The sequence below is a fragment of the Azospirillum oryzae genome (genome assembly GCF_008364795.1).
GTDB classification, from domain to species: domain Bacteria; phylum Pseudomonadota; class Alphaproteobacteria; order Azospirillales; family Azospirillaceae; genus Azospirillum; species Azospirillum oryzae.
In genome coordinates, this window is sequence record NZ_VTTM01000002.1 from 588,590 (window position 1) to 608,676 (window position 20,087).

Annotated in this window: 22 protein-coding genes and 3 tRNA genes; 17 read left to right on the forward strand and 8 right to left on the reverse strand. The window is 66.2% G+C overall.

From position 1 onward, the window contains the following. Positions 1 to 76, forward strand: a tRNA-Lys gene (locus FZ938_RS08825). 23 nt (positions 77 to 99) lie between these two features. Beyond that, positions 100 to 175: transfer RNA gene (locus FZ938_RS08830), tRNA-Lys, on the forward strand. Positions 176 to 254: 79 nt separating this feature from the next. Here the strand turns inward: FZ938_RS08830 and FZ938_RS08835 are convergent. The 3 genes from FZ938_RS08835 to FZ938_RS08845 form a co-directional block, all read right to left on the reverse strand. Then, positions 255 to 686, reverse strand: a complete 432-nt coding sequence (locus tag FZ938_RS08835; protein WP_149198166.1) for a bacteriohemerythrin — start codon at positions 684 to 686, stop codon at positions 255 to 257. 105 nt (positions 687 to 791) lie between these two features. Continuing rightward, complete coding sequence (locus tag FZ938_RS08840; protein WP_149198167.1) at positions 792 to 2,606, reverse strand: M3 family oligoendopeptidase; 1,815 nt, start codon at positions 2,604 to 2,606, stop codon at positions 792 to 794. A 78-nt stretch (positions 2,607 to 2,684) separates the two neighbouring features. Next, positions 2,685 to 3,623, reverse strand: coding sequence for a LysR family transcriptional regulator ArgP (locus tag FZ938_RS08845; protein WP_149198168.1), 939 nt, complete (start codon positions 3,621 to 3,623; stop codon positions 2,685 to 2,687). A 97-nt stretch (positions 3,624 to 3,720) separates the two neighbouring features. On the opposite strand from FZ938_RS08845, the gene FZ938_RS08850 reads away from it, so the two are divergent. Next, on the forward strand, positions 3,721 to 4,347 hold the full coding sequence (locus FZ938_RS08850; protein WP_149198169.1) for a LysE/ArgO family amino acid transporter: 627 nt from the start codon (positions 3,721 to 3,723) through the stop codon (positions 4,345 to 4,347). On the opposite strand, the gene FZ938_RS08855 is transcribed toward FZ938_RS08850, so the two are convergent. Next, positions 4,344 to 5,276: an NAD(P)/FAD-dependent oxidoreductase gene (locus FZ938_RS08855; protein ID WP_149198170.1), complete on the reverse strand. Its 933-nt coding sequence runs from the start codon at positions 5,274 to 5,276 to the stop codon at positions 4,344 to 4,346. The two genes, FZ938_RS08850 and FZ938_RS08855, sit on opposite strands and share 4 nt — an antisense overlap. 157 nt (positions 5,277 to 5,433) lie before the next feature. Between FZ938_RS08855 and FZ938_RS08860 the strand changes: the two genes are divergently transcribed. After that, a complete protein-coding gene (locus FZ938_RS08860) occupies positions 5,434 to 5,871 on the forward strand; it encodes an Rrf2 family transcriptional regulator (RefSeq protein ID WP_149198171.1) in 438 nt (145 codons plus the stop codon). A gap of 9 nt (positions 5,872 to 5,880) precedes the next feature. On the opposite strand, the gene FZ938_RS08865 is transcribed toward FZ938_RS08860, so the two are convergent. Beyond that, positions 5,881 to 6,246 carry a hypothetical protein gene (locus FZ938_RS08865; protein WP_109074006.1) on the reverse strand — a complete coding sequence of 122 codons (366 nt, stop codon included), beginning with the start codon at positions 6,244 to 6,246 and terminating at the stop codon, positions 5,881 to 5,883. Positions 6,247 to 6,338: 92 nt separating this feature from the next. On the opposite strand from FZ938_RS08865, the gene FZ938_RS08870 reads away from it, so the two are divergent. After that, positions 6,339 to 6,809, forward strand: coding sequence for a DUF3574 domain-containing protein (locus tag FZ938_RS08870; RefSeq protein ID WP_149198172.1), 471 nt, complete (start codon positions 6,339 to 6,341; stop codon positions 6,807 to 6,809). 198 nt (positions 6,810 to 7,007) lie between these two features. Next, entirely contained in the window at positions 7,008 to 8,945 is a 1,938-nt protein-coding gene (locus FZ938_RS08875) for a propionyl-CoA synthetase (RefSeq protein WP_149198173.1), read from the forward strand. 57 nt (positions 8,946 to 9,002) lie between these two features. Here FZ938_RS08875 and FZ938_RS08880 read toward each other — a convergent pair whose 3' ends face one another. Further along, positions 9,003 to 9,656, reverse strand: coding sequence for a DsbA family oxidoreductase (locus FZ938_RS08880; protein WP_149198174.1), 654 nt, complete (start codon positions 9,654 to 9,656; stop codon positions 9,003 to 9,005). A 167-nt stretch (positions 9,657 to 9,823) separates the two neighbouring features. Here FZ938_RS08880 and FZ938_RS08885 point away from each other — a divergent pair, with 167 nt between their 5' ends. Then, on the forward strand, positions 9,824 to 10,285 hold the full coding sequence (locus tag FZ938_RS08885; RefSeq protein WP_149198175.1) for a hypothetical protein: 462 nt from the start codon (positions 9,824 to 9,826) through the stop codon (positions 10,283 to 10,285). A gap of 4 nt (positions 10,286 to 10,289) precedes the next feature. Here FZ938_RS08885 and FZ938_RS08890 read toward each other — a convergent pair whose 3' ends face one another. Together FZ938_RS08890 and FZ938_RS08895 are read right to left on the reverse strand one after the other, a co-directional pair. Beyond that, positions 10,290 to 10,727 carry a hypothetical protein gene (locus tag FZ938_RS08890; protein WP_149198176.1) on the reverse strand — a complete coding sequence of 146 codons (438 nt, stop codon included), beginning with the start codon at positions 10,725 to 10,727 and terminating at the stop codon, positions 10,290 to 10,292. Between the two features lie 107 nt (positions 10,728 to 10,834). After that, positions 10,835 to 11,041: a hypothetical protein gene (locus FZ938_RS08895; RefSeq protein WP_149198609.1), complete on the reverse strand. Its 207-nt coding sequence runs from the start codon at positions 11,039 to 11,041 to the stop codon at positions 10,835 to 10,837. A gap of 246 nt (positions 11,042 to 11,287) precedes the next feature. On the opposite strand from FZ938_RS08895, the gene FZ938_RS08900 reads away from it, so the two are divergent. The 10 genes from FZ938_RS08900 to nuoH all read left to right on the forward strand — a co-directional run bounded on the left by FZ938_RS08900 (position 11,288) and on the right by nuoH (position 20,020). After that, a complete protein-coding gene (locus FZ938_RS08900) occupies positions 11,288 to 11,515 on the forward strand; it encodes a hypothetical protein (RefSeq protein ID WP_085089951.1) in 228 nt (75 codons plus the stop codon). A 201-nt stretch (positions 11,516 to 11,716) separates the two neighbouring features. Next, positions 11,717 to 11,793 (forward strand) — tRNA-Asp (locus FZ938_RS08905). A 314-nt stretch (positions 11,794 to 12,107) separates the two neighbouring features. Beyond that, entirely contained in the window at positions 12,108 to 12,476 is a 369-nt protein-coding gene (locus FZ938_RS08910) for an NADH-quinone oxidoreductase subunit A (RefSeq protein ID WP_045580751.1), read from the forward strand. Next, positions 12,467 to 13,012 (forward strand): NuoB/complex I 20 kDa subunit family protein, encoded by a 546-nt coding sequence (locus FZ938_RS08915; protein WP_174470176.1) that lies wholly within the window; start codon positions 12,467 to 12,469, stop codon positions 13,010 to 13,012. Before FZ938_RS08910 ends, FZ938_RS08915 begins: the two co-directional genes overlap by 10 nt. A gap of 96 nt (positions 13,013 to 13,108) precedes the next feature. After that, the gene (locus tag FZ938_RS08920) at positions 13,109 to 13,738 is read left to right on the forward strand and encodes an NADH-quinone oxidoreductase subunit C (RefSeq protein WP_109074000.1); all 630 of its coding nucleotides are present in this window, start codon (positions 13,109 to 13,111) and stop codon (positions 13,736 to 13,738) included. Positions 13,739 to 13,791: 53 nt separating this feature from the next. Next, positions 13,792 to 15,009 carry an NADH-quinone oxidoreductase subunit D gene (locus tag FZ938_RS08925; RefSeq protein WP_174757381.1) on the forward strand — a complete coding sequence of 406 codons (1,218 nt, stop codon included), beginning with the start codon at positions 13,792 to 13,794 and terminating at the stop codon, positions 15,007 to 15,009. Beyond that, entirely contained in the window at positions 15,006 to 15,632 is a 627-nt protein-coding gene (gene nuoE, locus FZ938_RS08930; protein ID WP_149198177.1) for an NADH-quinone oxidoreductase subunit NuoE, read from the forward strand. Before FZ938_RS08925 ends, nuoE begins: the two co-directional genes overlap by 4 nt. Positions 15,633 to 15,648: 16 nt before the next feature. Continuing rightward, entirely contained in the window at positions 15,649 to 16,938 is a 1,290-nt protein-coding gene (gene nuoF / locus FZ938_RS08935) for an NADH-quinone oxidoreductase subunit NuoF (protein ID WP_109151176.1), read from the forward strand. Between the two features lie 15 nt (positions 16,939 to 16,953). Beyond that, positions 16,954 to 19,017, forward strand: a complete 2,064-nt coding sequence (nuoG, locus tag FZ938_RS08940; protein WP_149198178.1) for an NADH-quinone oxidoreductase subunit NuoG — start codon at positions 16,954 to 16,956, stop codon at positions 19,015 to 19,017. Then, the gene (gene nuoH / locus FZ938_RS08945) at positions 19,010 to 20,020 is read left to right on the forward strand and encodes an NADH-quinone oxidoreductase subunit NuoH (protein WP_149198179.1); all 1,011 of its coding nucleotides are present in this window, start codon (positions 19,010 to 19,012) and stop codon (positions 20,018 to 20,020) included. The genes nuoG and nuoH overlap by 8 nt, the downstream gene beginning before the upstream one ends. The last annotated feature ends 67 nt before the right edge of the window (positions 20,021 to 20,087 follow it).

A 20,087-nucleotide genomic window follows, 5' to 3' on the forward strand; every position in this document is an offset into this window, starting at 1 on the left:
GGGCGCATAGCTCAGTTGGTAGAGCAGCTGACTCTTAATCAGCGGGTCCAAGGTTCGAGTCCTTGTGCGCCCACCATCTCTTGAACATTTCCTACGGATGGGCGCATAGCTCAGTTGGTAGAGCAGCTGACTCTTAATCAGCGGGTCCAAGGTTCGAGTCCTTGTGCGCCCACCATCCATAAGGGGCTGGAACCGAGCAGGTTCCGGCCCCTTTCCATTTCCGGGGTTCTGTTGGGGGGCGGGATACCCCCTCCTCACCCCTCGGCCTGCGCCAGGAAATCCGCGGTCACCCGGTCCATCGTCGCCAGATGGGTGTGGAACCAGTCGGGGAAGTGCTCGGTCACATACAGGCGGGCGCGGGCCTCATTGCCCTCCTCCAGTTCGGCTTCCATGGTTGCGACCACCTTCAGGACGCGGGCGTGCTCGTCCTTGTGGCAATGCAGGGCGAAAAAGCCGTGCTGGGTCATCAGCGCGTTCTCGCGGGCGAAATGCTCGCGCAGATGCTTGGCGAAGGCGGCGAAGGGGGCCTGAAGCTGGCCGGCCGGCGCGTCGCAGGCCGCCTGAAGCAGGGCGACCGAATCGACATGGTCGCGGTCCATGACCTCATAGCCGAGCATGGGGACATTGGCAGTAGGGGCGGCAGTAGCGGCGGCGGCGGGGGCGGCGGGCGTGGTGGTCGCAAGCATGATGTTCGCTTCCAAAAAAGATGGCCTTCGGAGACGACGCTCCGAAGGCCACCATACCCGCACGCCGGTCAGGGTTTCTTGACGGCGGTCAAGACACCCGAATCGTCAGCTTTTCGCCTCGCCGGCCTCAAGCTCGTCGATGAAGCCGCGGATGACGCCGAGCCCTTTCTGCCAGAAGGCGGGGTCGGAGGCGTCGAGGCCGAAGGGGGCCAGCAGCTCCTTGTGGCGCAGCGTGCCGCCGGCCGACAGCATGGCCAGATACTTCTCGGCGAAGCCCTGCTCGGCATCCTGATAGACCGCGTAGAGCGAGTTGACTAGGCAGTCGCCGAACGCATAGGCGTAGACGTAGAAGGGCGAGTGGATGAAGTGGGGGATGTAGGACCAGTAATGCCGGTATCCCTCGTCGAAACGCAACGCCGGGCCCAGGCTTTCGATCTGCACCGCCATCCAGATTTCGCCGATCCGTTCCGGCGTCAGTTCGCCTTCGCGCCGTTCGGTGTGGACACGGCGTTCGAAATCGAAGAAGGCGATCTGGCGAACCACCGTGTTCAGCATGTCCTCGACCTTGCCGGCCAGCATGATGCGGCGGCGCTTCGGGTCGGACTCCGCCGCCAGCAGGGCGCGGAAGGTCAGCATCTCGCCGAACACCGACGCGGTTTCCGCCAGCGTCAGCGGAGTATCGGACAGGAAGTGACCTTGGCGGCCGGCCAGGATCTGGTGGACACCATGCCCCAGCTCATGGGCCAGCGTCATCACGTCGCGCGTCTTGCCCTGGTAATTGACCAGCAGATAGGGATGGACGCTGGGCACGGTCGGGTGGGCGAAGGCGCCCGGTGCCTTGCCGGGACGGACCGGGGCGTCGATCCAGGGGTTGTCGAAGAAGCGTTTTCCCAGGCTGGCGAGGTCGGGAGAGAAGCGGCCATAGGCGCCCAGCACGATGTCGCGCGCCTCGTCCCAGGGGATGCTGCGGTCGGCATCTTCCGGCAGGGGGGCGTTGCGGTCCCAGTAATCCAGATGGTCCTGGCCGAACCATTTCGCCTTCATCGCGTAATAGCGGTGCGACAGCTCCGGATAGGCGCCCTTGACGGCGGAGACCAGCGCGTCGACGACTTCATCCTCGACCCGGTTTGACAGGTTGCGGGCGGAGGTCGGCGTCGGATAGTTGCGCCAGTCGTCCTCGATCTCCTTGTCCTTGGCCAGCGTGTTGGTGATCAGCGAGAACAGCCGCGCATTCTCGCCCAGCACCTTGCCCACCGCTTCGCCGGCCTCGCGGCGGACGGCGGGGTTGCGGTCGGACAGGCGGTTCAGCGCCTCCGCACAGGTGAGGTCCTTGCCGCCCATGGGGAAGCGCAGGCTGGCGATGGTCTCGTCGAACAGGCGGTTCCAGGCGGCGCGGCCGACCACGTGCTTTTCGTGCAGCAGCCGCTCGATCTCGTCGGACAGCTGGTGGTCGCGGTAAAGGCGGACGTCGCGCAGCCACGGCTCGTAATGGCGCAGTGCCGCCGAAGCCTTCTGCTTGGCCGCCAGATCCTTTTCGTCCAGCCGGTTGATCTCCAGCGTGAAGAAGATCAGGTGGGCGGAGATGTCGTTCACCCGCTCCTGCGCCGACTGGTAGAATTTGGCGATGGCCGGGTCGATCATGTTGCCGTTGTAGACCAGCCCGGCATAGGACATGACGCGCGACAGCGTCTCGTCGATATCCTCATATGTGTGGATCGCCGCAGCCAGATCGTCGCCGTTCAGCGCCGCCAGCTTGCCGGCATAGCGCTCCCGGAAGGCCTTGCACTCCCGCTCCATCCGGTCGAGGTCGGCCTTCAGCTCCGGCGACTCGGTGCCGGGATAGAGGTCGCTCAGGTCCCAGGTGGGAAGCGCACCCAGATCGGGGGTGTCGTTTGCGGCCGTGGCGGCGCTGCTGGTCATCGAGTCCCTCCAGAGATTGGTTGGATCCATATAAGCGCGCACTCGGCGCGGGCAAAGCCTTCATCAGGCGGGCGGGCATCAGGCGGGCGGGCTTCCTGCCACGCCGCCGATGGGTTGCAGGGCTCGCCGTCCGGCATTCAGGACCGCGCGCGACAGCTCGGCCAGCGCGGTGCCGGCGATGCGGCTCTGTTGCCAATGCAGCGGCACGTCCAGCGGCCGGTCTGGCACCAGCTCCACCAGACGGCCGGCCGCCAGATGGTCGGCCACCAGCGGGTCGGGGTTCATCCCCCATCCCAGCCCGGCCAGCGCCCCGTCGACGAAGGCGTGGGTGGAGGGCAGCCAATGGGTGGGCGGGGTGGGCACCGGCGCCGACCCGTGATCGCTCAGCACCAGACGCAGCCACTGCGCCTGCAGCTGGTCCTTGCGGTTGAAGGTCAGGCAGGGTGCGGTGGCGAGGTTTTCAGCCGTCACCCCGTCGGCGAAATGGCGGCGCAGATACTCCGGGCTGGCGGTGGCGCGGTAGCGGAGTGCGCCGAGCGGATGGCTGTTGCAGCCGGGGACCGGCGTCGCGCTGGCGGTGACGGCGGCCAGCACCTCGCCCTTGCGCAGCCATTCGGCGCTGTGGTCCTGGTCGTCCAGCACCAGATCGAACAGGCAGCCGGGCGTTTCCGCCATCGCCGCGGCCATCGCCGCGACGAACCATGTGGCGAGGCTGTCGGCATTCACCGCGATTCGCAAGGTGACCGGACCATCCGCCGGGCTCAGCCCCGGCAGGGTGCCGCGCAGTTCGCTTTCCAGCAGCGCCACCTGCTCCACATGCTGACACAGGCGCTGGCCGGCGGCGGTGCCGGTGCAGGGCTGGCCGCGCACGACCAGGATGGCGCCCAGCCGCTCCTCCAGCAGCTTCACCCGCTGCGACACCGCCGATGGGGTGACGTTCAACTGCCGGGCGGCTCGCTCGAAGCTGCCGGTGCGGATCACGGCGGCCAGCGCCATCAGCAGCGGATAATCCAGCATGATTTAGCTCTGCTTAATCGCGGCAAGAAGGATTAAGTACGGCAAAGGAGCGCGAGGTGGTAGCGGATTGACATCCGCCGACTCCGGAGCCGCCGCGATGACCGACCTTTCCCCCGCCGCCCTGATGCCTGCCTTCCTGCCGGGCCTGTTCCTGGGTTTCAGCCTGATCGTCGCCATCGGGGCGCAGAACGCCTTCGTGCTGCGTCAGGGCCTGCGCAACGAGCATGTGCTGGTGATCTGCGCCACCTGTGCGCTGTCCGACGCCGTGCTGATCCTGGCGGGGGTGAGCGGATTCGCCACCGTCGCGGCGCGCTGGCCCTGGCTGGAACCGTTGATGCGCTATGCCGGCGCTGCCTTCCTGCTGGTCTATGGCCTGCGCAGTGCACGGTCGGCATGGGCCGGCGGCAGCGGGCTGAACCCGGCCGATCGCGAGCCGGGCGGGCTGTTGCCTGCACTGCTGACCTGTCTGGCGCTGACCTGGCTGAACCCGCATGTCTATCTGGACACGGTGGTGCTGCTCGGCTCCGTCTCCGCCCGCTTCGCCGAGGCAAGGGGCGCCTTCGCGCTTGGGGCGATGACGGCCTCCTTCCTGTTCTTCTTCGCGCTCGGCTATGGCGCCCGGCTGCTGCGCCCTCTGTTCGCCCGGCCCGCCGCCTGGCGGGTGATGGACGGCGTCATCGCCCTGGTGATGTGGGCGATCGCGGCGGGCCTGCTGATCGGTTAGGAGCGGGCGAACAAGGCGTCGTCCTCACAGAACAGCAGGGACCGGTGCAGCGCCGTTCCGGCGATCGTGCCGGCGCCGACGGCCAGCGCCACCGATCCCGCCGCCCGTGCCGCATCGCCGCAGGCGAAGACGCCGGGGATGCTGGTTTCCTGCATCGCATCGACACGGATATGAGTGCCGAGCGGCCCGTCTTCGGTCGCACACCCGAGCTGTGCGGCCAGCGGGCTTGCAACGCGGCTTCGCGGCAGCACGAACAGTCCGGCGAAAGGCAGTGTGCGCCCGTCGGCGAGCGAGACCTCCGGTGGATCCCCGTCGATCCCGCTGATGAGCGCGGTCTCGACGCTCACCCCGCGCCGCGCCAGATGGGCCGACTGATCGGCGTCGGGTTCGAACGCCGCGTTCAGGAGCAGTGTCGTCGGCCCCCAATCCGGCAGCATCAGCGCGTGGTGCATGGATTGCCCGGACACGGCGACGACACCGATACGGCCTTGCATCAGCTCATAGCCGTGGCAGTAGGGACAATGGAAGACGGAACGTCCCCAACGTTCCGCCAGACCGGGAATCGCCGGCAGTTCGTCGACCACACCGACGGCGATCAGCAGCCGGCGCCCTCTGTAGGCGATGCCGTCCTGGGCGGTGATTTGAAATCCCTCGCCCGTCCTGGCGGCCTCTCCGGCCCGACCGGTCATCCAGGTAACGGTCGGATAGCGTATCAACTGGTCGCGCGCTTCCGAGGCGATTTCTCCCGGCGGACGGCCATCCTGACCGAGGAAGCCATGCGAGTGGCTGGCGAAGCGGTTGCGCCGCAGTCCCTCATCCACCACCAGTACCCGGCGTCGGGCACGGGCCAGCTGCAGCGCGGCGGCGATGCCGGCATAGCTTCCGCCGACGATGATGGCGTCAAAGGTCGTCGTGTCGTTTCCGTTCATGTCTGTGCCTTTCCACGGATTGACCGGGTGCGTCGTTCGCGTCCGATCACGACACACGATAAGTTACATGAAAGGCCGCGGTCAATGTGCCATGTAACTTATGAAGTGGCCTGAGTTGACCGTCCGCCCGGCGTCACACCGAAGGAACCGATCACCGATGAGACAGGACAGCCGCCTTTCCCGCATGCTGCATGTGCTGATCCACATGGACCGGCATGACGGTGCGCTGACGTCGGAAGCGATCGCCGAGATGCTGAACACGAATCCGGTGGTCATCCGCCGGACAATGGCGGGGCTGCGCGAGGCCGGCCATGTGCGGTCGGAAAAGGGCCATGGCGGCGGGTGGCGGCTGGCACGGCCACTCGACGGGATCACCCTGCTGGACATTCACCGCGCATTGGGGGAACCGGGGATCTTCGCCATCGGTCCAACGGCGGACGAGCCGAGTTGCCTGGTGGAGCAGGCCGTCAATGCCGCCCTCGACGGGGCATTGCGTGAGGCGGAGGCGGTGCTTGTCCGCCATCTCGGCCAAGTGACGCTCGCCGATCTCGCGGCAGATTTCGATCGGCGCATGAGGGCACTGGGGAAGTGCTGAGCGCGGAGTCTAGCCCGCTTTGGGCGTCTCCCCCTCCTGCGCCCGCCGGATCGCCGCTTCCACGCATTGCAGATGCAGCTTCTTGCGGGCGAGCTGGCGGGCGCGGCGCTCCTCCAGGTCGGTGGTCGCCATCGCCTCGATGATGCAGCCGCGCCAGCCGTTGGCGTCCAGGGCGCGGGCGACCTCGGCATAGCCGAAATAGCCCTTGTCCGGCTGTTCCCAGGGCGCACGGAAATCGGCACGGCGCAGGACGAAGCGGTTGGACTGGCTGCCGCCGCCCAGATTGGTGAGACGGGCCACGATCAGGCGCTCGCCGTTGCCGTGAACGACGGTCAGGATCGGGCGAATCCCGGTGATGGGTGGATCGACGGCCATGTTCCATGCATAACGGTCCAGGGGCGTCCTGACCAGAGCGTCGCTGATCGCACTGCCGACGCTCCATCCCGCGCCCGAATGGAGAATCGCCCATGCGTCTCTTCAACCGCCCCGGCCTGCGTCATGGTCCCGGCCTGTCGTCCGCCGTCCTTTCGCTCCTTCTGCTGACCGGCCCTGCCGCGGCCCAGCTGGCGCCCGCGCCAGCGGCGTCGCCGACGGTGTGCGAGGCCTATGCGGCCGGCGCGATGATCGAGGCGCAATTGTTCTTCGGACGCAACATCGGCAACGAGCTTGGCGTCAGCGATCGCGAATGGACCGACTTTCTCGACCGGGAGGTGACGCCGCGCTTTCCCAACGGGCTGACCGTTGTCGACGCCTCCGGCCACTGGCGCGACATCCAGACCGGCCATCTGGTGCGGGAGCCCAGCAAAATCCTCACGCTGCTGGCCGATGGCGACCCGGCGACGCTACGGCTGATCCACGAAATCGTCGATCTGTACAAGGACCGCTTCCACCAACAGTCGGTCGGTCTGGCCATCCGGCCGGTGTGCGTTTCCTTCTGAAGCGGCAGGGCTATTCCAATTCCCGGAACTTCGTTTCACGAATGGGGAATGCGACAGCTCGCCGCACCCCCGACCTTCAGACATTTGCCTGCACTTATGCTTTTGTCGCAGATTGTGGAGGCTGCGTAGCGGATCGTTTCGCGGCCAAGAGGAAATACGCACCGAATAGTACTAAAATAGAACGAGGGACGCCCTGCCATGAGCGCGATCGCCAGCACCGCCACTGCCGAGCTTTTCGACCAGATGCATGCCCGCTCCTTGTCGGACCCGGCCGGGTTCTGGGGAGAGGCGGCGAAGGACATCTCCTGGTACAAGCCATGGGACAAGGTGCTGGACGACAGCAACGCGCCCTTCTACCGCTGGTTCACCGGCGGGGAGCTGAACACCTGCTACAACGCGGTGGACCGCCATGTGGAAGGCGGGCGCGGTGCCCAGGCCGCGATCATCTATGACAGCCCGGTCACCCAAACCGTCCAGACCATCACCTATGCCGAGTTGCAGGAGCAGGTCGCCCGCTTCGCCGGCGCGCTGCGCGCCCAGGGTGTGGAGAAGGGCGACCGCGTCCTCCTCTACATGCCGATGATCCCGCAGTCGCTGGTCGCCATGCTGGCCTGCGCCCGTCTGGGCGCGGTGCATTCGGTGGTGTTCGGCGGCTTCGCCCCGCACGAGCTGGCGACCCGCATCGACGACGCCAAGCCAAAGGCCATCGTTTCGGCCTCCTGCGGCATCGAGCCGAACCGCGTCGTCAAGTACAAGCCGATGCTGGACGCCGCCATCGAGCAGTCGGCCCACAAGCCGGCCAGCGTCATCGTCTGGCAGCGCCCGCAGGAAACCGCCTCGCTGATCGAAGGCCGCGACGTCGACTGGGCCGAAGCGGTGGCGAAGGCCGAACCGGCGGAATGCGTACCCGTCAAGGCGACCGACCCGCTCTACATCCTCTACACCTCCGGCACGACCGGCCAGCCCAAGGGCGTGGTTCGCGACAACGGCGGCCATGCGGTGGCCCTGCGCTGGACCATGACCAACATCTACAACGTCAAGCCGGGCGAGGTGTATTGGGCGGCGTCGGACGTGGGCTGGGTCGTCGGCCACTCCTACATCGTCTATGCGCCGCTGCTGACCGGCTGCACCACCGTGGTGTTCGAGGGCAAGCCGGTCGGCACCCCCGATCCGGGCACCTTCTGGCGCGTGATCGAGCAGCACAAGGTCGGCACGCTGTTCACCGCCCCCACCGCCTTCCGCGCCATCAAGCGCGAGGATCCGGACGCCAATTACCTGAAGAAGTACGACCTGTCGCACTTCCGCGCCTTGTTCCTGGCCGGCGAGCGCTCCGACCCCGACACGCTGCATTGGGCCGAGGACAATCTGCACGTCCCGGTGATCGACCACTGGTGGCAGACCGAGACCGGCTGGGCGATCTCCGGCAACCCGCTGGGAGTCCACCTGTTCCCGATCAAGTACGGTTCCGCCACCCGGCCGATGCCGGGCTGGGACGTGCGGGTGCTGAACGCCGAACTGAAGGAGGTTCCGCGCGGCGACATCGGCGCCATCTGCGTCAAGCTGCCGCTGCCTCCGGGCACGCTGCCGACGCTGTGGAACGCCGACGAGCGCTTCAAGAAGTCCTACCTTGCCGATTACCCCGGCTATTACCAGACCGGCGATGCCGGCTTCATCGACGATGACGGCTATGTCTATGTCATGGCCCGCACCGACGACATCATCAACGTCGCCGGCCACCGCCTGTCGACAGGCGCCATGGAAGAGGTGCTGTCGAGCCACAAGGACGTCGCCGAATGCGCGGTGATCGGCGTGGCCGACGACCTGAAGGGGCAGGTGCCGCTGGGCTTCGTCTGCCTGAAGGCCGGCGTCACCCGTCCGCATGAGGAGATCGTCAAGGAGGTCGTCCAGCTGGTGCGCGAGCAGATCGGCCCGGTCGCCGACTTCAAGCGCGCCCTGGTGGTCGACCGGTTGCCGAAGACGCGGTCGGGCAAGATCCTGCGCGGCACCATGCAGAAGATCGCCGACAGCCAGGACTACAAGATGCCGGCGACCATCGACGATCCGGGCATCCTGCCGGAGATCGCCGACGCGCTGAAGACGCTAGGCTACGCCAAGGCGAGCAATACGCCGGCCTGACGCGCCAAAAGGGAAAGGGCGGCCTTCGGGCCGCCCTTCTTCATTTCGGGACCGGGATCAGCATGAGACGACCGACAGGTTTTCCGGCTCCTCGCTGCCGAGGTCGAGCAAGGGCAGGAAACTCGCGGGCTCCTGCGCGCCGGACAGCGCATAGCGGCGATTGAAGATATAGCAGGGCACCGCCTGCAGCCCCATCTGGCGGGCCAGCGTATCGGCGGCAAGGACCGACGCCGATTCGGCATCGGTGAACAACTGGCGCCGTGTCTCGACGAAGTCCATTCCCAGACCGGCAGCGACACTGGCCAGCGCGTCCGGATCGCCGATGTCCACGCCCTCGACGAAATAGGCGGCGAACAACGCATCGGCCATGGCGTTGCCCAGCCCCAGGCGGCCGGCGATGCGGACCAGGCGGTGCGCGTCGAAGCTGTTGGGCGTGCGCTGGATGCGGTCGAGCGCCAGCGGCAATCCGTCGCGCGCCGCCGTATCCTCCACCACCCGGTGAATCTGCCGGGCCCGCTCCGCCCCGCCGAACTTTGCGGCGAGATAGTCGTCGCGCGACATCCCGCCGCGCGGCATGTCCGGATTCAGCTGGAACGGCTGCCAACGGATTTCCGGGCGCAGGTTCGGCCGCTGCATCAGCGCCCGGTCGAGCCGGCGCTTGCCGATGTAGCACCAGGGGCAGATCAGGTCGGCGAAGGTTTCGATCAGCATGCCGCCACTATCCGCGCCTCTTCCAAATGGAGCAACCGCTTCTTCCGTCTCATCCCGCGGGCCGGAAGGGACCCGCAACCGTTTGTTAACCGAGTTGGCCCAACAGTCCTGAATAGTTCCGCCGATACTTGCAAGGTCGGCGGACACATCCCGGTGGGCGATTCCCGATGAGCAATTCCTATGTCGACGGCAAGGTGCGCGAAGCGATCCTGGCGGCCAAGGGCAGCCGGATGAATGCGCAGAAGATCCTGATGGCCTGGGCCGTCGAGGATCCCGACCTGCTGCGCGGCATCGCCCAGCCCTTCCTGAAGGCCATCGCCGCCGCCGCCATCGAACGCGCCGGCCGTCCGGCCAGCAGCCGGCCGGCCGCGCGTTCGGCCGCCGCCGGTGGTGCGGGGGGCGGGCGTCCGTCGGCCTCCGGCCTCAGCCGCGATGCGCTTGAGAATCTGCTGAACCAGCTGGGCCGGGAGCCGGACGAACAGCCGGCTCCGCAGCGCGCAACGCCTGCCGGCAAATCCGCGCCTGCGGGGAAGGGCGCCACCATTCACAATGCACCGGCCGGCGGGCCGAATCATGAGAAGGCGATGATGGCGATCGCCAAGGCCTTCGTCGCCAAGAAGGTGCGCTGACGCCTTACGACCCGTTGTTGGCCGTATAGGGCGTGGCGTCGTCGAACCAGCTCCGCTTGCGCGGCAGCGTCCGGATGTCCGGCGGCGGACTGGCCAGCGCGGTGTTGCCGTTGCGGTAGGGATCCGGGATGTGGTGGCATTCGACGTCGGCCAGCGTGCGGTAGCAATAAAGCCGCGACCGGTCGACCTCGACCTTGTCAGGGCAATAATCGCCGTCCTTCTCGAAGCTGAGGATCGAGCAATCGCGCCCGGTGGCCGCCGACACGATATGGTCGCCGATGGTCTTCTTGGTCGCATTCAGCGTCACGACATCGGCACCCGCCGCGGCCAGCCCGAGCGGGGAGGTGCAGCCGGTCAGCGCCCACGCCGAAATCGCCAGCGACAGGACAAGCCGGGCCCGCCTGGACCCCGTTCGCGCCGCATCCCTACCTGCGCCCACCATCCTGCGATTCCTCTTGCCAAGCCCTCTTGTCTAGCAGGGGCCACCCGATCCTGCACATTGCGCGTGCCCCCGGTTAACGACCGGTGAATTCACCGATGAGGCGTGCCTCAACGAAGCAGGGTGCAGATGCGCGCCCGGCATAGCACGACGACGAAGGCGTCCTTATCCTCTGTGCAGCCGACCTTGAAGGTCGTCGATCCTTCCCGCCCGACGGTGTAGCGAAGCACCTCGACCTTCGCCGGCGTGCAGTTGCCCATCGACTTGGCGATCTCCTTCGCTTCGGCCTGGGCGGCCGACACGTTGGCAGCCGCCATGGCGGGGCCCGCCGCCGCGAAAACGGCGACGGCCGGAAGAGCGGCGACAAAGTGGAAGAGGGGCGAATCGCGGAACGTCATGGCCGAACTATCGCACGGGGTAGGGCGGTTCCGGAAGGGCTGCCTCCGAAATGTCGCAGCGATGCGAATCCCGCCGCGCAGGAATGACGAAGCTGCTATTCTCGCCCGGAAATGCAAACGGGAGGGCGCCTCGCCACCCGTTGCCTGATCTGGGTGGGGAAACGCATGACCTTGAACGAACGGCGGCTCGGCGACCGCATCCTTGCCGCGCTGGAGCTGGCGCTGGAACAGAAGCATCTCGACGTTGCCGAACATCTGGCCCGCGCGCTGGAAGAGACGCTGACCCGCTTCGGCGGACCGGATGCGGTCGACCACCGCGAACTGTCCGCCGGCATGCTGCAGGCGTTCGACCGGCTGGAGGCCCTGCGTCGCGATGCCCACCGTCTGCCCTGAGCGGGCGGGTGGGACATCCCGATGCCGCCGGCTGCACCTTCAACGAATTTTTTGCAATTTGGTGATTGACAGGCGGCGGCCGGGGCGACTACAAACCGCCCACCGAACGACGGGGGCCTTCAACGGTTCCGGTGAAAAACACTAAGCGGTTCAAGCCTTTGGCTCAGTGACGGCGTGGTGTTCTGAAACAAGTCGCTCTGCGCGGGTGTAGCTCAGTTGGTTAGAGCGCCGGCCTGTCACGCCGGAGGCCGCGGGTTCAAGTCCCGTCACTCGCGCCACTTCCTTTTTCAAATTGCGCGTAACGCGCCAGTATGTGCAAAGGACTCGCAAACCGCGGGTCCTTTTTCGCATGCGTATTGTCTTTCCTTTTCCCCGTTTTAAAAACGTGGTATTACCAAGCTCTCGCGCGGGGACCGGCTTGTCCTTCCGCGTGGTGAAAAGCGATTCAAAGCGCTTTCCTTGCCCACGGTCTCGGCATATATTCCGGCCCGTCTGATGGGCTAATCCAAGGCATGGCTGCCACGGCTTTGCGCTTCCGCCGATTTCCCGGCCGGAACGGCGCCCGTGGTCGTGGGCTTATGGGAGGAACGCGGTGTCGACTCCGCTGATCATTGAGTATCTTCCGATCCTGGTGTTTCTGCTGATCGGCATCGCGCTGGCGGCGGTGATGGTTGGGGCATCCTACGTCATCAGCCCGAAGAACCCGGACGCCGAGAAGGTCTCCCCCTACGAATGCGGCTTCGAGCCGTTCGAGGACGCGCGCACCAAGTTCGACGTGCGGTTCTACCTGGTCTCGATCCTGTTCATCATCTTCGACCTGGAAGTCGCCTTCCTGTTCCCGTGGGCGGTTGCGCTCGGCGACATCGGGCTGTTCGGCTTCTGGTCGATGATGCTGTTCCTGGGCATCCTGACCATCGGCTTCATTTATGAGTGGAAGAAAGGAGCTCTGGAATGGGAGTAGAGGTCGCCAAGCCGCTGGCGCCGATTCCGCCCGGACCGGAACAGGACGCCTACATCCGCGCGGTCTCGGACGAGATCCAGGACAAGGGCTTCGTGCTGGCGAAGTACGAGGATCTGCTGGCCTGGGCCCGGACCGGCTCGCTGTGGCCGATGACCTTCGGTCTGGCCTGCTGCGCGGTGGAGATGATCCACGCCTACATGAGCCGGTATGACCTGGACCGTTTCGGCGTGATTCCGCGTCCCAGCCCGCGCCAGTCCGACTGCATGATCGTCGCCGGCACCCTGACCAACAAGATGGCCCCGGCGCTCCGCAAGGTCTACGACCAGATGCCGGAGCCGCGCTGGGTCATCTCGATGGGCTCCTGCGCAAACGGCGGCGGCTACTACCACTATTCCTACGCGGTGGTGCGTGGCTGCGACCGGATCGTGCCGGTGGACATCTATGTGCCCGGCTGCCCGCCGACGGCGGAGGCGCTGATTTACGGCATCCTCCAACTCCAGAAGAAGATCAAGCGCGGCAACCGCATCGCCCGCTGATCCCAGCGGACCGGACCGGCCGGGGCCGACAAGGCTCCGGACCCGCGGACGGAAGAGAAGCGCGCTGAAGACAAGTAGGAAGGCAGGGTCCCACCCATGTCCGAACAGGCGTTGAAGGAACTCGGGGACGTCATCGCCGCCAAGATCGGCGGCGACGTCCTGAAGGTCGAGGTGAGGCTCGGCGAATTGATGGTGACGGTCAAACGGCCGGCCATCCTGGCGGTGCTGACCGCGCTGCGCGACGACCCGGCCACCCGGTTCGAGCAGCTGACCGACATCACCGCGGTCGATTACCCGGACCGCGCGGAGCGGTTCGAGGTCGTCTACCAGCTGCTCAGCTACACCCACAACCGGCGCATGCGCGTGAAGCTGGCCACCGACGAGGACACGCCCGTCCCGTCGGCCGTTGCCGTCTTCAGCGCCGCGAACTGGTTCGAGCGCGAGGTGTGGGACCTGTTCGGCATCTTCTTCGAGAACCATCCGGACCTGCGCCGCATCCTCACCGACTACGGGTTCGAGGGTCACCCCTTCCGCAAGGACTTCCCGCTGACCGGCTACGTCGAAGCCCGCTACGACGAGGACCAGAAGCGCGTGATCTACGAGCCGGTCCGTCTGACCCAGGATTTCCGCGCCTTCGACTTCCTCAGCCCGTGGGAAGGCATGACCAACGTCATGCTGCCCGGCGATGAGAAGGCGGCCCTCCAGGACGGGAGCAAGAAGCCGTGAGCATGACCGTTTCGACCGAATCGGCGACCGGCGTCGTCTCGACTGGTCCGGCTATGACTGGTCTGGGCGGGGCGATCAGCGCCTCCGGTCCGGAGACCAAGACGCAGATCAAGCCCTACACGATGAATTTCGGGCCGCAGCACCCGGCCGCCCACGGCGTGCTCCGTCTGGTGATGGAGCTGAACGGCGAGGTGGTGGAGCGTTGCGATCCGCACATCGGCCTGCTGCACCGCGGCACCGAAAAGCTGATCGAGTACAAGACCTACATCCAGGCCGTGCCGTATTTCGACCGTCTGGACTATGTCAGCCCGATGTGCATGGAGCACGCCTATGTACTCGGCATCGAGAACCTGCTGCAGATCAAGGCGCCGCTGCGTGCCCAGTACATCCGCGTGCTGTTCTCGGAAATCACGCGCATCCTGAACCATATCCTGTCGATCACGACCGGTGCGCTGGACGTCGGCGCGATCACCCCGGCGCTGTGGGGCTTCGAGGAACGCGAAATCCTCATGGAGTTCTACGAGCGCGTGTCGGGTGCCCGCCTGCACGCCAACTATTTCCGGCCCGGCGGCGTCGCCTGGGACATCCCGGACGGCCTGCTGGACGACATCTGGGCCTTCACCGAGCGTTTTCCGAAGTTCATGGACGACCTCGAAGGCCTGCTGACCGAGAACCGCATCTTCAAGCAGCGCACGGTCGACATCGGCATCGTCACCAAGGAGCAGGCGCTCGACTGGGCCTTCACCGGCCCGATGCTGCGCGGCTCCGGCGTCGCCTGGGACCTGCGCAAGTCGCAGCCCTACGAGGTCTATGACCGCATGGAGTTCGACGTCCCGGTCGGCCTGACCGGCGACTGCTGGGCGCGCTATCTGGTCCGCATGGAGGAGATGAAGCAGTCGCTGCGCATCATCCGCCAGTGCTGCAAGGAGATGCCGGCCGGTCCCTACAAGATCGAGGACCGCAAGGTGTCCCCGCCGCCGCGCGGCGAGATGAAGCGCTCGATGGAAGCGCTGATCCACCACTTCAAGCTCTTCACCGAGGGCTTCCACGTTCCCGCCGGCGAGACCTACACCGCCATCGAGGCGCCCAAGGGCGAGTTCGGCGTGTATCTGGTGTCCGACGGCACCAACAAGCCCTACCGCTGTAAGATCCGCGCGCCGGGCTTCGCCCATCTTCAGGGCCTGGACTTCATGTCGAAGGGTCACATGCTGGCCGACGCCGTCGCCAACATCGCCTCGATGGACATCGTTTTCGGAGAAATCGATCGATGAGCGCGCCCGCTTCCGATCACGGCCACGCCGAGCCGACCAGCTTCACCTTCACTCCGGAGAACCTGGAGCTGGCGAAGCGAATCATCGCCAAGTACCCGCAGGGCAAGCAGGCCAGCGCCTGCATGCCGCTGCTGGACGTGGCCCAGCGCCAGAACGGCGGCTGGCTGCCGCGCGTCGCCATGGACGCCGTTGCCGACCTGCTGGGCATGCCGCGCATCCGCGTGTACGAGGTCGCGACCTTCTACACGATGTACAACAAGAATCCGGTCGGCAAGCACCACATCCAGGTGTGCACCACCACCCCCTGCTGGCTGCGCGGGTCGGACGACATCGTCCACACCTGCAAGAAGAAGCTCGGCATCGAGGTGGGCGAGACCACGGCCGACGGCCAGTTCACGCTGGGCGAGGTCGAGTGCTCGGGCGCCTGCGTCAACGCGCCGGTTGTGCAGATCGGCGACGATTACTACGAAGACGTGGCCCCGGAGCATATGGAGCACATCCTCGACGCGTTGGCGCGCGGCGAGACGCCCAAGCCCGGTTCGCAGATCGGCCGTCAGTCCTCGGAGCCGGTCGGCGGCCCGACGACGCTGAAGGCCTTTACCACCGCGCAAGCGGACGATTGAGGGGGAGGGGACAGCGATGCTTCGCGATGAGGACCGCATCTTCACCAACCTCTACGGCTACCAGGACTTCGGTCTCGAGGCGGCCCGCAAGCGCGGTGATTGGGACAACACGGCGTCCTTCCTGGCAAACGGCCGGGACTGGATCATCGATCAGGTGAAGGAATCGGGGCTGCGCGGCCGCGGCGGCGCCGGCTTCTCGACCGGCATGAAGTGGTCCTTCATGCCGAAGAACGTGACCGACAAGCCCGTCTACCTTGTCATCAACGCCGACGAGGGCGAGCCCGGCACCTGCAAGGACCGCGACATCCTGCGCCACGATCCGCACAAGCTGATCGAAGGCTGCCTGATCGCCGGTTTCGCCATCGGTGCCAGTGCCTGCTACATCTACATCCGCGGCGAGTTCTACAACGAGGGCTCCAACGTCCAGCGCGCGATCGACGAGGCGTATGCGGCGGGGCTGATCGGCAAGAACGCCTGCGGCACCGGCTATAGCTACGACGTCTACATCCACCGGGGTGCGGGCGCGTATATCTGTGGCGAGGAAACCGCGCTCATCGAGTCGATCGAGGGCAAGAAGGGGCAGCCGCGCAACAAGCCGCCGTTCCCCGCCCAGGCCGGTCTCTATTCCTGCCCGACCACGGTGAACAACGTCGAATCCATCGCGGTTGTTCCCACCATCCTGCGTCGCGGCGCTTCCTGGTTCGCCGGCCTCGGCCGTCCGAAGAACTCGGGCACCAAGCTCTTCTGCATCTCCGGGCACGTCAACAATCCGTGCAACGTGGAAGAGGAGATGGGCATCCCGCTGAAGGAACTGATCGAGAAGCATGCCGGCGGCGTGCGCGGCGGCTGGGACAACCTTCTGGGCATCATCCCCGGCGGTTCGTCGGTCCCGGTCCTGCCGAAGTCGATCTGCGACACCGTCCTGATGGATTTCGACAGCCTGCGCGAAGTGCAGTCGGGCCTCGGCACCGCCGCGGTGATCGTGATGGACAAGTCCACCGACATCGTGAAGGCCATCGCCCGCCTGTCGCAGTTCTATGCGCATGAATCCTGCGGCCAGTGCACGCCGTGCCGCGAAGGCACCGGCTGGATGAGCCGCGTCATGCAGCGCATGGTCACCGGCAACGCGCGCATGGAAGAGATCGACATGCTGCTGCAGGTCACCAAGCAGGTCGAAGGCCACACCATCTGCGCGCTCGGCGACGCTGCCGCCTGGCCGATCCAGGGCCTGTTCCGCCACTTCCGCCCGGAAGTGGAACGGCGCATCCAGGCCTACCGCAACAGCGCCCCGCTGGCGGCCGAGTAAGGAGTTCCCGTTCCCATGCCGAAACTGACCATCGACGGGATCGAGATCGAGGTCGAGCCGGGCACCTCGATCCTCCAGGCTTGCGAGCAGCTGGGGATCGAGATTCCGCGCTTCTGCTACCATGAGCGCCTCAGCGTGCCGGCCAACTGCCGCATGTGCCTGGTGGAGATGGAGCGCGCGCCCAAGCCGGTCGCGTCCTGCGCCATGCCCTGCGGCGACGGAATGGTCGTCCGCACCAACAGCGAGACCGTCCTGAAGGCCCGCAAGGGCGTCATGGAGTTCCTGCTGATCAACCACCCGCTGGATTGCCCGATCTGCGATCAGGGCGGCGAGTGCGATCTGCAGGACCAGGCCATGGCCTATGGCTTCGACCGCGGCCGCTACGGCGAGAACAAGCGGGCGGTCAAGGACAAGTATATGGGTCCGGTCATCAAGACCATCATGACCCGTTGCATCCACTGCACCCGCTGCATCCGCTTCATCAACGAAGTGGCCGGTGTTCCCGATGTCGGCGCCGTCTATCGCGGCGAGCACATGGAGATCACCACCTTCGTCGAAAAGGCGATCGGCTCGGAGCTGTCGGGCAACCTCGCCGACGTCTGCCCGGTGGGTGCGCTGACCCACAAGCCCTATGCCTTCACGGCCCGTCCGTGGGAACTGCGCAAGACCGAAACCATCGACGTCCTCGACGCCGTCGGCTCGAACATCCGCGTCGACGCCCGTGGCGCCGAAGTGATGCGCGTCCTGCCGCGCGTCAACGACGACATCAACGAGGAGTGGCTGAACGACAAGAGCCGCTACTCCTACGACGGTCTGAAGCGCCAGCGCCTCGACCGCCCCTACATCCGCCAGAACGGCAAGCTGGTCCCGGCCAGCTGGGCCGAGGCCTTCACGGCCATCGCGGCGCGCCTGAAGGGCCTGTCCGGCAACCGCATCGCCGCCATCGCCGGCGATCTGGTCGATGTCGAGGCTCAGTTCGCGTTGAAGGAACTGCTGTCGCGGCTCGGCTCGGCCAACCTGGATTGCCGCCAGGACGGTGCGCGGTTCGACACCTCGGTGCGCGCCGGCTACCTGTTCAACTCGGGCATCGCCGGCATCGAGAAGGCCGACGTCATCCTGCTGGTCGGCACCAACCCGCGCTGGGAAGGCACGCTGGTCAACGCCCGCATCCGCAAGCGTTATCTGGCCGGCGGCGTAACCATCGCCTCGATCGGCGAGCAGCGTGACCTGACCTATCCCTACAGCGTGATCGGCTCCGGTCCGGACACGCTGCAGCAGCTGGTCGACGGCAGCCACCCGTTCTCCGAGACGCTGCGCGCCGCCAAGAACCCGATGATCATCGTCGGCATGGGCGCCTTCCAGCGCGCCGACGGTCTCGCGGTCCAGGCCGCCGCCCGTCTGGTCGGCGAGGCCTACGGCATGTTCCGCGACGACTGGAACGGCTTCAACGTCCTGCACACCGCTGCGGCGCGTGTCGGCGGCATCGAGGCCGGCTTCCTGCCGGGCGAAGGTGGTCGCGACACCCACGGCATCCTCGACGGCGCGTCGAAGGGCGAAATCGACTTCGTCTACCTGCTGGGCGCCGACGAGATCGACATGGCCAAGCTCGGCAATGCCTTCGTCGTGTACCAGGGCCACCATGGCGATGCCGGCGCCCACCGCGCCGACATCATCCTGCCGGGCGCCGCCTACACCGAGAAGAACGCGGTCTACGTCAACACCGAGGGCCGTCCGCAGCTCGCCCGCCTCGCGGTCTTCCCGCCCGGCGAGGCTCGCGAGGACTGGAAGATCGTCCGCGCCCTGTCGGAAGTCCTGGGCACCACGCTGCCCTTCGACACCCATGGCCAGCTGCGCCAGCGGCTGATGGCGGCGAACCCGATCTTCGGTGCGGTGGGCGAGATGACCCCGGCCAGCTGGGCGCCGTTCGGCGCGCAGGGACCGGTCGACGCCGCCCCCTTCGTGACGCCGATCACCAACTTCTACATGACCGACCCGATCAGCCGGGCCTCGGTGACGATGGCCAACTGCACGGAAGCGCTGGTGGGCCCTGCTCAGGAGAGGACTGGCACCCATGGCTGAGTTCTGGAGCGGCTTCCTCCTGCCGCTGATCATTATGGTTCTGGAGATCCTGGCGATCACCGTGCCGCTGCTGGTGGCCGTCGCCTTCATGACCTATGCCGAGCGCAAGATCATGGGCGCGATGCAGCTGCGCCAGGGCCCGGCGATCGTCGGTCCCTTCGGCCTGATGCAGCCCTTCGCCGACGGCCTGAAGCTGTTCGCCAAGGAGCAGATCCTGCCGGAAGGCGCCAACCGCGTCGTGTTCTACATCGCGCCGATGCTGACCTTCTTCCTGGCGCTGATCGCCTGGGCGGTCATCCCGTTCGACTACGGGGTGGTGCTGTCCAACATCAACGTCGGCGTGCTGTACCTGTTCGCGATCTCCTCGCTGGGCGTGTACGGCATCGTGATGGCCGGCTGGGCCTCGAACTCGCGCTATGCCTTCCTCGGTGCGCTCCGCTCCGCGGCGCAGATGGTGTCCTACGAGGTCTCGATGGGCCTCATCATCATCACCGTGCTGCTGTGTGTCGGTTCGCTGAACCTGACCGACATCGTGCGGGCCCAGGAGACGGTCTGGTTCTGTATCCCGCTGCTGCCGATGTTCGTGATGTTCTTCATCTCGGCGCTCGCGGAAACCAACCGCGCCCCCTTCGACCTGCCGGAAGGCGAGTCGGAACTGGTTGCCGGCTTCATGGTCGAGTACAGCTCGGCTCCCTTCGCGCTCTTCTTCCTTGGCGAATACGCCAACATGATCCTGATGAGCGCGATGACGAGCATCCTGTTCCTCGGCGGCTGGCTGCCCCCGCTGCCCTTCGCGCCATTCACCTGGGTGCCGGGCATCGTGTGGTTCGCCCTGAAGATCGCGTTCTGCCTGTTCACCTATGTCTGGGTTCGCGCCACCGTGCCGCGCTACCGCTACGACCAGCTGATGCGGCTGGGTTGGAAGGTCTTCCTGCCCCTGTCGCTGTTCTGGGTCGTTCTGACCGCCGGCGTCCTGGTGACCTTCGGCTGGCTGCCGAAGTAAGCGACGGCGAAAGCCGGCAACCGAACCCACCATCGACATGTCGATTTGAGTGCCGGCGAGCCGCCCG

Bases quoted from the DNA above. Each gene is read 5' to 3' on its own strand.
- FZ938_RS08835 (WP_149198166.1), bottom strand. From the start codon at position 686: ATGCTTGCGACCACCACGCCCGCCGCCCCCGCCGCCGCCGCTACTGCC.
- FZ938_RS08840 (WP_149198167.1), bottom strand. From the start codon at position 2,606: ATGACCAGCAGCGCCGCCACGGCCGCAAACGACACCCCCGATCTGGGT.
- FZ938_RS08845 (WP_149198168.1), bottom strand. From the start codon at position 3,623: ATGCTGGATTATCCGCTGCTGATGGCGCTGGCCGCCGTGATCCGCACC.
- FZ938_RS08850 (WP_149198169.1), top strand. From the start codon at position 3,721: ATGACCGACCTTTCCCCCGCCGCCCTGATGCCTGCCTTCCTGCCGGGC.
- FZ938_RS08855 (WP_149198170.1), bottom strand. From the start codon at position 5,276: ATGAACGGAAACGACACGACGACCTTTGACGCCATCATCGTCGGCGGA.
- FZ938_RS08860 (WP_149198171.1), top strand. From the start codon at position 5,434: ATGAGACAGGACAGCCGCCTTTCCCGCATGCTGCATGTGCTGATCCAC.
- FZ938_RS08865 (WP_109074006.1), bottom strand. From the start codon at position 6,246: ATGGCCGTCGATCCACCCATCACCGGGATTCGCCCGATCCTGACCGTC.
- FZ938_RS08870 (WP_149198172.1), top strand. From the start codon at position 6,339: ATGCGTCTCTTCAACCGCCCCGGCCTGCGTCATGGTCCCGGCCTGTCG.
- FZ938_RS08875 (WP_149198173.1), top strand. From the start codon at position 7,008: ATGAGCGCGATCGCCAGCACCGCCACTGCCGAGCTTTTCGACCAGATG.
- FZ938_RS08880 (WP_149198174.1), bottom strand. From the start codon at position 9,656: ATGCTGATCGAAACCTTCGCCGACCTGATCTGCCCCTGGTGCTACATC.
- FZ938_RS08885 (WP_149198175.1), top strand. From the start codon at position 9,824: ATGAGCAATTCCTATGTCGACGGCAAGGTGCGCGAAGCGATCCTGGCG.
- FZ938_RS08890 (WP_149198176.1), bottom strand. From the start codon at position 10,727: ATGGTGGGCGCAGGTAGGGATGCGGCGCGAACGGGGTCCAGGCGGGCC.
- FZ938_RS08895 (WP_149198609.1), bottom strand. From the start codon at position 11,041: ATGGCGGCTGCCAACGTGTCGGCCGCCCAGGCCGAAGCGAAGGAGATC.
- FZ938_RS08900 (WP_085089951.1), top strand. From the start codon at position 11,288: ATGACCTTGAACGAACGGCGGCTCGGCGACCGCATCCTTGCCGCGCTG.
- FZ938_RS08915 (WP_174470176.1), top strand. From the start codon at position 12,467: ATGGGAGTAGAGGTCGCCAAGCCGCTGGCGCCGATTCCGCCCGGACCG.
- FZ938_RS08920 (WP_109074000.1), top strand. From the start codon at position 13,109: ATGTCCGAACAGGCGTTGAAGGAACTCGGGGACGTCATCGCCGCCAAG.
- FZ938_RS08925 (WP_174757381.1), top strand. From the start codon at position 13,792: ATGACTGGTCTGGGCGGGGCGATCAGCGCCTCCGGTCCGGAGACCAAG.
- nuoE (WP_149198177.1), top strand. From the start codon at position 15,006: ATGAGCGCGCCCGCTTCCGATCACGGCCACGCCGAGCCGACCAGCTTC.
- nuoF (WP_109151176.1), top strand. From the start codon at position 15,649: ATGCTTCGCGATGAGGACCGCATCTTCACCAACCTCTACGGCTACCAG.
- nuoG (WP_149198178.1), top strand. From the start codon at position 16,954: ATGCCGAAACTGACCATCGACGGGATCGAGATCGAGGTCGAGCCGGGC.
- nuoH (WP_149198179.1), top strand. From the start codon at position 19,010: ATGGCTGAGTTCTGGAGCGGCTTCCTCCTGCCGCTGATCATTATGGTT.